Raw genomic sequence first — 11,550 nt, 5'->3', positions numbered from 1 at the left:
TTATTCCTTCCACGTGGCCAGCGCGTTCACCGCCGCCACTGTAATCGCCGAACCGCCCAAACGCCCCTGCACGATCATCGACGGCACGGGCAAATCCTGCATCAACGCCTCTTTCGATTCCGCCGCGCCGACAAAGCCGACGGGGCAGCCGATGATGGCCGCAGGGCGCGGGCAGTCGGGATCTTCGAGCATATTCAGCAGGTGGAACAGCGCCGTGGGCGCATTGCCGATGGCCACCAAGGCCCCTGCCAGATGCGGCCGCCACAGTTCAAGCGCTGCGGCAGAGCGTGTGTTGCCCATCTGCTGCGCCAGCTCTGGCACCTTGGGGTCGCGCAGGGTGCAGATGATCTGGTTGTCAGCGGGCAATCGCGTGCGGGTGATCCCTTCGGACACCATATGCGCATCACATAAGATCGGCGCGCCATCCGCCAGCGCCGCCCGTGCAATCTGCGCCATGTTTTCAGAAAACTGTACGTGCTTTTCCAGTCCGACCAGACCGGCGGCGTGGATCATCCGAACGGCGACACGTTCTTCATCGGGGGTGAACCGCGCCAGATCGGCCTCGGCGCGGATGGTGGCAAAGCTCTCCAGATAGATCGCGGCACCGTTGGTCTCGTAGGTGTGGGGCACTCAAAGCCTCCTGTCTTGAATTTGGGTCACTGTCAGCGGCGCGCTTTGCGGCGGATCGCCTGCGCGCCCGTGGCGGATAAGGGTGAAATGCCTGTCATGACTGGCGGTCAGCGTGACGGGGGCAGGGGCGGGATGGGCGCAGCCTTTGGCACAGCCCGAGATATGGATCGTGTCATCGCTGTCTGGCGACAGATGCGCGGCAATGGCGCGGGCGGCATCGCGTGTGTCCGACAAAGCCTGACGGCAGCCGGGGGCACCGGTGCAGACCTGCACACGGCGGCGCGGATCGCGGGCGTCGGTGATGAAATCGGGCAGCGGACCTGAGGGGGTGACCTCTTCCATCAACACCATGCGCCAAGGGGTCAGCCGCAGCGCACCAAGCTCCGCCAGCTGCGCAAAGCTTTCCGCCGTGGTCTGGCCAAAGGCAAACCCGAGAAGTGTGCCTTGCGGGGTCATACCGGGCTCAGGGACGGGCGCAGCGGGCAGGGGGACGGTATCAGCGCCCACCGGAGCCCCCCGCGTCGCGATATGCGCCGCCATGCGCCCCCTTCCGTCGGTCACGCCACCGGTGTCCAGAAACCAGCGGGCCAGCGTCAGTGCGGCATCTGCGGCTGTATCCACTGTGACTGGCTGGCCCACCTCTGCCCCGTCCGCCCGGCAGATCAGGCCAGCAGCGCTACGTTCGATCCGGATGTCGGCAGAGGTGCGCGTCAGCACGGGCCGCGCTCCGCAATCGATCGCAAAGCCGAACTTGCTGGGCAGGTCGGGTGCGCCATCATCGGAAAGCGCATGGGCCAGGGCTTGCGCCACGCGGTGGCTGTCGTCCCCATCCTGCCAGAACGGCGTCACGGTGATATTGCGCCGTGCCTCTGCCGCCAGATCGGCATCGACAAGGCCAATCTCGCGCAGCCCGTCGACCAATGCGGCATGGCTATCCGTTGTCACCCCGCGCAGTTGCAGGTTCGCGCGGGCCGACAGGTCGATCATCCCGTTGCCATGGGTGCGCGCCAGCGTGGCAACGCGGCGGATCTGGTCAGGGCTCAGCCGCCCCATCGGCACACGCAGCCGCACCACCAGCCCGTCGCCGGACATCATCGGCCGCAGCGCACCGGGGCACCAGCCAAAGACCTGCGGCGCGCTCATGCGGGGGTGCCTAATTCGGCAAGGACAGAGTTGCGGCGCGACGTCCAAAGCCCCGCCCGGTGCAAGGCATCAAACCGCGCGCGCAATGCAGCAAGCGCTTGCGGGTTGGCGTCCTGCATAAAGTCGACCAGATCATCGCGCCCCAATGTTGCATCGAACATGGCGTCGAACAGATGGTCCGGCACGACGCCTGCCAGATGCGCAAAGGCGGCAAGGTGATCCAGTGTCGCGGCAATCTCGGCGGCACCGCGGAAACCATGCGCCATCATGCCAGTGGCCCAATCGGGGTTGGCGGCACGGGCGCGCACTACACGGGCGAGCTCCTCGGTCAGGGTGCGGGCACGGGGCTGGTCGGGGCGGGTGGCATCCAGATGGTACAGCGCGGCAGCCCCGCCCTTGCCCAAACGCTGCATCGCGGCGGCAAAGCCGGCTTCATGTGCGGCGTAATCCTTCTGCCATCAACAGATCGGTCTCGGGCAGGTCTTGCAGGTGCACGAAACTATCGGCCCGCGTCAGCTGCGTCTCAAGCGCGTCGCGGGCATAGGTGATCTCTCCGCGCGCGTCGATCGCGTAGGACGAGGCAGCCAGCCACGCCTCGCCCGCCGCCGTGCGCGCCTCGTCGGAATAATCGTCCATCGCGGTGCCGATCCCCAAGCCATAGGATCCCGGGCGCGGGCCAAAGACACGGGGGGTCTGCACCAGATAGGGGTTATCAGCAGCCGTTTCGGGACGCTCGGCCAGCTTGGCAATTGCCGTCTCGAACAGCTGCGCTAGACCGGGGAACATATCGCGGAACAGGCCGGACACCCGCAGGGTCACATCAATGCGCGGACGGTTCAACAGCGCAAGCGGCAGAATGTCGAACCCGCTCACACGGTCGCTGCCGTCATCCCAGCGGGGGGACAGACCCGCCAGATGCAGCGCCATGGCAAACTCCTCGCCCGCCGTGCGGATGGTGGCAGAGCCCCACATGTCCATGACCAACCCCTTGGGCCAGTCGCCGTGATCCTGCAAATGCTTGCGCAACAATTCCTCGGCCAGCTTCACCCCTTGGGTATAGGCCGCACGCGAGGGCACGGCCCGTGGATCGGTGGTAAACAGGTTGCGCCCCGTGGGCCGCACATCGCTGCGCCCGCGATAGGGGGACCCGGACGGGCCGGGGGGCACAAACCGCGCAGACAGCGCCGCGATCAGCCCGTCAATCTCGCCCGTCCCATGATCGCCTGCGCCAAAGACATGCAGCCCGTCGCCATATTGCGTTTCCTTGATGTCGCAGACGAAGCGGTCGATGCGGGTCAGCGCCTCTGCCGCGCTGGCGCTGGCATCAAGGCCGAGGTCCTGTTCAACCCCGCGGCCCTGCGCCTCGGCTCGGATGTCCGCGATCAGCCGGTCGCGCCGCGCAGGGTCCAGCCCGTCCGCGGTCGAGTATTCATCCAGCAGCCGTTCCAACCGTCCGAATGCATCGGGCAGTTTCGATGTCACCAAAGGGGGCGGCATATGGCCCACGGTCACGGCCCCGATACGGCGCTTGGCCTGCGCGGCCTCACCGGGGTCATTGACGATAAAGGGATAGATCACCGGCATCGGGCCGATCAGCGCCTCGGGCCAGCAGGCGTCAGACAGGGCGACGGATTTGCCGGGCAGCCATTCCAGCGTGCCATGGGCCCCGACATGCACCATCGCATCCGCCTGCTGTTGCAGCCACAGATAGAAGGCGACATAGCCCGGGCGCGGCGTGCGGCTCAGGTCGTGATAGTCTTCGTCCCGTTCGGCCAGCGCCCCGCGTTCGGGTTGCAAGGCGACCAGCAGCTTGCCACTGCGCAGCGCCGGAAAACAGAACGCCCCGTCGTGAAACAGCGGATCATCCTGCGGCGCGCCCCAGCTGTCGGTCAGGTCATCGCGCAACGCCTGTGGCAGCTTTGCAAGCGCGACCTCATACTCTGCCAGCGGCCAGCGGAGCGTTTCGGTGCCAAGACGGCTGGCAACCGTTTGCGTATCGCTAAAGTCCTGCGCAGCCACGTCATAGCCCTGCGCCGCCAGCTGGGCCGTCATCTCCCGCAGGGAGGCCAGCGCATCCAACCCCAACGCATGGGCCATGTTCCAGTCTTTGCCGGGGTAGGTGGACAGCACCACACCCACAGACTTTGCCGCGTTGCCCTGCACCCGTAGCTGGTGCAAGCGCTGCACGCGATCGGCGATGAAATCCACGCGGTTCGCGTCGGCGCGATGGGCGAAACGGCTGTATTGCAGCGCCTCGTCCCGTTTGCCGGGCTGCTTAAAGCTGACGACACCGCCAAACAGACGGCCATCCACCTCGGGCAAGACGACGTGCATCGCCAGATCGGTAGGCGACAGCCCGCGCTCTGATCCGGCCCAGTCGCGCCGACGCGCGGTCGATAGGGCGACCTGCACCACGGGGCAATCTGATGCGCCCAGAACAGATGGTTCATCCGGCCCGCGCTGGGCGGAGAAAGCGGTGGCGTTCACGATCACCGCCGGATCAAGCCGGGCGATCTGCTGCGCGATCCACGGCGCGGTGTCCCCCTTGAGGCTGGGCGCGAATAGCCCCACGGCGTCAAAGCCACGCGCGTCAAGCGCGGTGATCAGCGCATCCACAGGATCGGTATCGGCAGCCGTCAGATAGGACCGGTAGAAGGTCACAATCGCGCGCGGCTTGTCGGAGGGTTCCGGCGCAGGGATCACACCGGTATGGGGGCGGTAGAACCCCGCCTCGGGCACGGTCTTGGCCCCTTTGGCTGGCCCCGCGTAAAGACCTGCGGCCAGCGACAGCTGCGCCAGTGCCGCCTGCGCAGCCACCGCCCCGCCCGTATCGCACAAATGTTGCAAGCGTCTTAACGTCGAATGCGGCAGCGTCGACAGTGCGTCGAGCCGCGGGTCGGGTTGGCCGTCCGCAGGCAGCACCGCCAGCGCGATCTGCTGTTTGCGCGCCATATCCTGCAAGGTCGCAAGCCCGTAAGGCCAATAGCTTTCGCCCCCGATCAGCCGCACCAATACCGCCTTGGCCCCCGCAAGGGTCTGTTCGGCATAGGTATCGACCGACAACGGATGTTTCAGCGCGACCAGATTGGCCAGCCGCAACGACGGCAAGCCCCCTTCCGCACGATGCCAGCCTGCCGCGAAAGCCCCCAGATCACTGTCCGAAAAGGACAGCACCACCAGATCCGCCGGCGTCTGCCCCAGATCTTGGGGCAGATCGCTTTGGTCCAGTCCGTGGCTTTCGCGAAAGACGACATGCATGGCGGCTTAGCCCTCCAGCACCGCGCGGATCGCGGCTTCGTTCACGTGATCATGTTCCGCGATCACAACCAGCTGGCTGCGGCGCGGCATGTCCCCCCAAGGGCGGTCGAACTGGCTGCGCACGCGTTCGCCCACGGCCTGCACAAGCAGACGCATCGGTTTGTCCTGAACGGCGATATAGCCTTTGACGCGCAGGATTTTCTGTTCGCGCGCCAAGCGCAACACGGCAGCCTCAAGCGTGGCGACATCGGCGACCTCGCCCATGTCGATCACCACGCTTTCAAAGTCGTCATGTTCGTGATCGTCATGCCCGTCGTGGTGGCTGGGGCGCGCGTCGATGTCATCTTCGGCGGCGGCTTCCAGACCCAGTACAACGCGGGGGTCGATCACGCCTTCGGTCATCGGAATGATCGGCAGCTTGCGCGGCGCATGCGCCTCGATCACCTTGCGCGCAGCCTCGACGCCCTCGGGGCCCGCCAGATCGGCCTTGGACAGCAGCACGATGTCGGCGCAGGCGATCTGGTCCTCGAAGACTTCGGACAAGGGCGTTTCATGGTCCAGACTGTCGTCAGCATCACGTTGCGCGGCCACGGCCTCCAGATCGGGGGCGAACTGCCCGCTGACCACGGCTTCGGCATCGGCAAGCGTAATCACGCCGTCCACGGTGATGCGCGACCGGATCGCTGGCCAGTCAAACGCCTTGAGCAAGGGTTTGGGCAGCGCCAGCCCCGACGTCTCGATCAGGATGTGATCAGGCGTTTCGGGCAGGGCCATCAGGGCTTCGATGGTGGGGATAAAGTCATCGGCCACGGTGCAGCAGATACAGCCGTTTGCCAGCTCGACGATGTTCTCGGCGGGGCAATTGTCAATCGCGCAGGATTTCAGGATGTCGCCATCCACACCGGCGGTGCCGAATTCATTGACCAGCACGGCCAGACGCTTGGAGCCCGCGTTCTCCATCAGGTGACGGATAAAGGTGGTTTTGCCAGCGCCCAGAAAGCCGGTGATCACGGTAACGGGGATTTTGGTAAGGTTGGTCATTCGGTAGGCTCCTGTGGGGGAATGCGGGCGATGGATTGTTTGCGGAAGACCACGGGGCGTTCGCGCCAGGGCACCACGCCATCAGAGGTCTGGGCATAGGCAGAGACGCCATTCACGATATCGGACAAATGCGCGTCCGTGTCGAGATCGCCGTACACATAGGTCCAGCGCGACGGCCCACCCGACAGGACCATCGAACAGCCCCGCGAACAGGCCGACAGACATTCGGCTCCGCGCAGCTGCACACCGTCGGGCAGATGCCCCGACAGCGCGTCAAACAGTTGTTGCCCGGGGCGCGGCGCGTCCTCGGCGGTGATCTGACCTGCGCGACAGGTGGTGCAGATGGTGACGGTGACCGGTTGATCCGTGGTGGTCATATCTTGCCTCATACGTCGATGGGCCAAGGGGGATCGCCAGCAGCGAACGACATGCGAACAGCGTTCTAGGCCAGTCGCGAAACACCCCGTTCGCCCGTTACAAACTATGCTGGCAGGTCTCCCGGCTTGCGGATCTAAGGCAGCTTGCCTTGCGAACCTTCACCTTCCCAGCCTGCGGGCCAGTGGTTGAAAGCTCTCTCCGGTCACGGTCGCGGGGGCGGCTGCGCTTGGCGCTGACCCAAGGCTGGATCAATGCGTATCGCGTTCCCTCTTCGCCTGTCTGGGACAGGAACCAACATACGCCCTGCATTGGTCATTTGCCCGCCTCTGTCAAGCGACGCCTGTCATAACGCAGGGGCCAAACCCGCTTTGCGCGGATTTTCCCGATGGTGGCCAATGCGCAGAGGCCGCCCGCGGATGCTTGACGGGATCACCGCAGGCTGACACCAAGGGCTGCACAAAAAACAGGAGGTCCCGCCATGCCCACCCGCGCCATCATGATCCAGGGCACCGGATCGAATGTGGGGAAATCCATGCTGGTGGCGGGCCTGTGCCGCGCGGCCACGCGTCGGGGGCTTTCCGTCGCGCCGTTCAAGCCGCAGAACATGTCGAACAACGCCGCCGTCACCGAGGACGGCGGAGAGATCGGCCGCGCCCAAGCTCTGCAAGCGATCGCCTGCGGGCGGCCCCTGTCGGTGCATATGAACCCCATCCTGCTGAAGCCCGAAACCGACAGCGGGTCGCAGGTGATCGTGCAGGGGCAGCGCCATAGCACCCTGCAAGCGCGTGACTTCAGCAAGGCCCGCGCAGGGCTGATGGCCCCCGTGCTCGAAAGCTTCGGAATCCTCGGGCAAAGCGCCGATCTGATCATCGTCGAAGGCGCCGGCAGTCCGGCTGAAACGAACCTACGCCAGAACGACCTTGCCAATATGGGTTTTGCCCGCGCCGCAGGTGTACCCGTTGTCTTGGCCGGAGACATCAACCGTGGCGGCGTCATCGCCCAGATCGTCGGCACCCAAGTGGTCATGGACCCGCAGGACGCGGCAATGATCACCGGCTTTCTGGTCAACAAGTTCCGCGGCGATGTCAGCCTTTTTGACGACGGCTACCGCGAGATTGAACGCCGCACCGGCTGGACGGGGTTCGGCACATTGCCGTGGTTTGCCAATGCGCATCTGCTGCCCGCCGAAGACGCGGTGGACCTGTCGCGCGCGCCCTCCGACGGCGGGTTCCACATCGTCTGCCCCATGCTCTCGCGCATCTCGAACTTCGACGACCTCGACCCGCTGGCGGCGGAGCCGTCGGTGCGGCTGACCATGGTCCCCCCCGGCACGCCGCTGCCCGCGGACGCCGATCTGGTGATCCTGCCGGGCACGAAATCCACCCGCGGCGATCTGGCTTTCCTGCGCGCCCAAGGCTGGGACATCGACCTTTATGCCCATGTGCGGCGCGGCGGCGCGGTGCTGGGAATCTGCGGCGGCTACCAGATGCTGGGCCGGTTTATCGAGGATCCGCAGGGCTTCGAGGGACCTGCGGGCCGCGAAGAGGGGCTGGGCCTGCTGGATGTCGAAACCCGCATGGCCCCGGACAAGACCCTGACCCGCGTCACCGCCGACCATGCCGCCACGGGCACGCAGATTGACGGCTATGAAATCCACATCGGGCAGACGGTGGGGGCCGATTGCGCCACGCCCTTTGCGCATATCAACGGCACCCCCGACGGGGCAGGGTCGCGCGATGGCAAGATCACCGGCACCTATCTGCACGGGCTCTTTACCAACGATAGTTTCCGCAGTGCCTGGTTGGCGCAACTGGGGCTGAGGGCAGGGCCGACCTCCTACAGTCAGACCGTGGAAGATACGCTCGACGCGCTGGCCGACCATATGGAAACCCATCTGGACGTGTCCGCCCTGCTGGCCTGTGCCGCACCGGTTGCATAACACCCGCGCTGACCTTTGGTCACGATCACGACGCTTGCTTAATTTTGTGATCGCGGGGATACATGCCGTCAAATTTACGCAAAGGACCCTTTGTTATGGAACGTAACCTGACCCTCGTTGCGCTGTTCGCTGCCCTGATTGCAGCACTTGCGTTGATCCCGAAATTCTCGCTTGGCTTCGGCGTGCCGATCACGGCGCAAAGCTTGGGCATCATGCTTTGCGGGACCGTGCTGGGGGCCAAACGCGGCGCGCTGGCCGTGCTGCTCTTCTTGCTGCTGGTCGCTTTGGGGCTGCCGCTTCTGGCCGGTGGCAACGGTGGGCTGGGTGCCTTCATGCTGCCGTCCTCGGGCTTCCTGATCGGCTTCCCCGTGGCGGCTTTCGTCACCGGCCTGATCGTCGAAAAATGGTACGGGCCCTCGCTGACCATCGTTGCGGCGGTTGCTTCGGTTATCGGCGGGATCGTCGTGCTTTATATCTTCGGGATCATCGGCCTGTCGATCGCGCTGGATAAATCGCTGCTGGAATCCGCCGCGCTGGTGACCGTGTTCATCCCCGGTGACATCATCAAAGCGGTGCTTGCAGGGTTTATTACCAGCGGTCTGGCCAAAGCGCGCCCCGCCAGCGTCCTGTCGCGCAGCTGATCCGACGCAAAGCCTGGAACAGCGAAAGCGCCCCTAGAGGGGGGCGCTTTTTTCGTTGCCAAGACAGACGAAGCCTTACGCCCGCGCATAGACATCTTCGTAGCGGATAATATCATCTTCGCCAAAATAACTGCCGGTCTGCACCTCGATCAGCACCATGGGCAGTTTTCCGGGGTTCTCCATCCGGTGCACAGACCCGAGCGGGATGTAGACTGACTGGTTCTCGCTGATCAGTTTCACGGTGTCGTCCACAGTTACTTTCGCGGTGCCTTCGACCACGATCCAATGTTCCGACCGGTGGTGATGGCTTTGCAGGCTCAAGGCTGCACCGGGGTTCACCACGATGCGCTTCACCTGAAACCGCCCGCCGATCACAAGGCTTTCGTACCAGCCCCACGGGCGGTAATCGCGCGGCAGTTGGACCGCTTGGCTGGCATCCCGTTGCTTAAGCGCATCAACCGCTTCCTTCACCCGCTGCGCTTGCGATTTATCCGCCACCAGCACCGCATCGCCCATGGCGACGGCGATGATGTTGTCCAGCCCGATGCCGACCAGCTGCAACCCGTCGGTTTCAGACCGCAGCAGCGTGCCCGCACAGTCAATCGCGGTGGCATTGTCCGAACAGACATTTCCCGCCGCGTCAGGCCCGCTTTCCAGCCAGACCGCATCCCAACCGCCCAGATCGGACCATCCGGCGGCGAACGGCATCACCGCGAGGTTATCCGCCTTCTCCATGATCGCATAATCGATAGAGATATCATCGGCTTGGTCCCAAGCCTCGGGCGCGAGACGGGTCAGCCCCAGATCAGAGGTCGCCCCGTCAAGCGATGCGCGCACCGCGCGCACCATCTCGGGCGCGTGGGTCTGATAGGCCGCAATTATCGTCTGCGCCGTGAACAGGAAGATCCCGGTATTCCACAGAAAATTCCCCGCCTGCAACATCCCCTGCGCCTGTGCGCGATCCGGCTTTTCGACAAAGCGCGCAAGGGGTTGCGGGGTTTTGGCGCTCGCATTCGCCCCCTCGGCCAGCTCAAGATAGCCATAGCCCGTTTCGGCCCGCGTAGGCGTGACGCCAAAGGTGACCAGATCACCTGCCTGCGCGCGCGGCACCGCGGCTTGCACGGTCTGGGCAAAAGCATCGCAGTCGGGGATCACATGATCCGACGGGGCGACCAGCATCAGCGCTTGCGCGTCACTGCGCGCAATATACAGCGCCGCGGCAAGGATCGCAGGGGCGGTATTGCGCCCCTCGGGTTCGATCAGGATCGCCTGCGCCGCCCGTTCCACCTGCGCCAGTTGTTCGGTCACGATGAACCGGAACGGGTCGCCGGTCACCACAATCGGAGGGGCGAATCCGGGGCCGGTCAGACGCTTTGCCGAAATCTGGAACAGGCTTTCATCCCCCATCAGCTTGGCAAACTGTTTGGGGTAGCATTTGCGCGACAGGGGCCAAAGACGCGTCCCCGACCCGCCGCAAAGGAGAATAGCGTGCATCATGAGAGGCAGTTAATCTGAAAAATTCTAACGAGAGATTAATCAAATGCGAGAGATTTAGCTGCGCAGGTGATCCTGTCGCAAAAACCAATCATACGTCTCGCGCAGCCCGTCTTTCAGATCGATCCGCGCGCGCCAGCCCATATCCGCCAAACGCGAGACATCCATCAGCTTGCGCATCGTCCCGTCGGGTTTCGACGTGTCGAACACCAGCCGTCCTTTGAACCCCGTCACCTCCGCCACCATCTGCGCCAGCGCCGCGATGCTGATGTCGCGGCCCGTGCCCAAGTTGATATGGCTTTGCATCGGGTGCGTCTGCGCAGCGTAGACATCACGCGGCAGGTCGAGCACAAACAGCGACGCTTCCGCCATATCGTCCACATGCAGGAATTCCCGCATCGGTTTGCCGCTGCCCCAAATCACGACCTCCGTCGCCCCGTCGCGCGTGGCCCCGTGGAAACGGCGGATCAGGGCGGGCAAAACATGGCTGTTCTGCGGATGAAAATTATCCCCCGGCCCATAGAGATTCGTTGGCATCACACTGCGATAATCCACGCCATATTGCCGGTTATAACTTTCGCAAAGTTTAATGCCCGCGATCTTGGCGATGGCGTAGGGCTCGTTCGTGGGCTCTAGCGGGCCGGTCAGCAGGGCCTCTTCCGCCATCGGCTGCGCCGCGTCGCGCGGATAGATGCATGAGCTGCCCAGTTGCAGCAGCTGTTGAACCCCCGCCGCAAACGCCTGATGGATCACATTACATTCGATCATCAGATTTTTATAAATAAACTCAGCGGGATAGCTGTTGTTCGCCATGATTCCGCCAACCTTGGCCGCGGCGAGGATCACCACATCCGGTGCCTCAGAACGCATAAAGTCACGCACTGCGGCCTGATCGGTCAGGTCCAACTCTGCACGGGTCCGAGTCACCAGTTCCAACGCCTCCCCAGCATCCTGTCGCGCCTGCAACTGCCGCAAGATCGCCCCGCCGACCATGCCGCGATGCCCAGCGATATAGATCTTCCGCAT

8 protein-coding genes, 1 pseudogene and 1 riboswitch are annotated in these 11,550 nt (G+C 64.2%); of the genes and pseudogenes, 2 read left to right on the top strand and 7 right to left on the bottom strand.

What is annotated here, in order from left to right; all coding sequences use genetic code 11:
- The 5 genes and pseudogenes from SJY36_RS13695 to SJY36_RS13675 all read right to left on the bottom strand — a co-directional run bounded on the left by SJY36_RS13695 (position 1) and on the right by SJY36_RS13675 (position 6,449).
- Positions 1-630, bottom strand: coding sequence for a precorrin-8X methylmutase (locus SJY36_RS13695; RefSeq protein ID WP_005850082.1), 630 nt, complete (start codon positions 628-630; stop codon positions 1-3).
- Positions 631-1,773 (bottom strand): precorrin-3B synthase, encoded by a 1,143-nt coding sequence (gene cobG, locus SJY36_RS13690; RefSeq protein WP_386175832.1) that lies wholly within the window; start codon positions 1,771-1,773, stop codon positions 631-633. It abuts the gene before it with no gap.
- Positions 1,770-5,031: pseudogene (gene cobN, locus SJY36_RS13685) on the bottom strand (cobaltochelatase subunit CobN). The gene cobG and the pseudogene cobN overlap by 4 nt, the downstream one beginning before the upstream one ends.
- 6 nt (positions 5,032-5,037) lie before the next feature.
- Positions 5,038-6,072 carry a cobalamin biosynthesis protein CobW gene (gene cobW, locus SJY36_RS13680; protein WP_005850078.1) on the bottom strand — a complete coding sequence of 345 codons (1,035 nt, stop codon included), beginning with the start codon at positions 6,070-6,072 and terminating at the stop codon, positions 5,038-5,040.
- Positions 6,069-6,449: a DUF1636 domain-containing protein gene (locus tag SJY36_RS13675; protein WP_074637282.1), complete on the bottom strand. Its 381-nt coding sequence runs from the start codon at positions 6,447-6,449 to the stop codon at positions 6,069-6,071. Before SJY36_RS13675 ends, cobW begins: the two co-directional genes overlap by 4 nt.
- 93 nt (positions 6,450-6,542) lie before the next feature.
- A riboswitch (cobalamin riboswitch) is annotated at positions 6,543-6,761 on the bottom strand.
- A 167-nt stretch (positions 6,762-6,928) separates the two neighbouring features.
- Here SJY36_RS13675 and SJY36_RS13670 point away from each other — a divergent pair.
- On the top strand, positions 6,929-8,389 hold the full coding sequence (locus SJY36_RS13670; RefSeq protein WP_386175827.1) for a cobyric acid synthase: 1,461 nt from the start codon (positions 6,929-6,931) through the stop codon (positions 8,387-8,389).
- A gap of 95 nt (positions 8,390-8,484) precedes the next feature.
- Positions 8,485-9,030 (top strand): biotin transporter BioY, encoded by a 546-nt coding sequence (locus tag SJY36_RS13665; RefSeq protein ID WP_005850072.1) that lies wholly within the window; start codon positions 8,485-8,487, stop codon positions 9,028-9,030.
- Between the two features lie 75 nt (positions 9,031-9,105).
- Here SJY36_RS13665 and SJY36_RS13660 read toward each other — a convergent pair whose 3' ends face one another.
- Both SJY36_RS13660 and SJY36_RS13655 read right to left on the bottom strand, forming a co-directional pair.
- A complete protein-coding gene (locus SJY36_RS13660) occupies positions 9,106-10,527 on the bottom strand; it encodes a mannose-1-phosphate guanylyltransferase/mannose-6-phosphate isomerase (protein WP_386175823.1) in 1,422 nt (473 codons plus the stop codon).
- A gap of 54 nt (positions 10,528-10,581) precedes the next feature.
- The gene (locus SJY36_RS13655) at positions 10,582-11,550 is read right to left on the bottom strand and encodes a GDP-L-fucose synthase family protein (RefSeq protein ID WP_386175820.1); all 969 of its coding nucleotides are present in this window, start codon (positions 11,548-11,550) and stop codon (positions 10,582-10,584) included.

This window comes from Sulfitobacter sp. R86518 (assembly GCF_042466275.1).
Taxonomy (GTDB): domain Bacteria; phylum Pseudomonadota; class Alphaproteobacteria; order Rhodobacterales; family Rhodobacteraceae; genus Sulfitobacter; species Sulfitobacter pontiacus.
The sequence above is the reverse complement of the archived record's forward strand: the minus strand, read 5'-3'. Positions and strand labels throughout refer to the sequence as shown.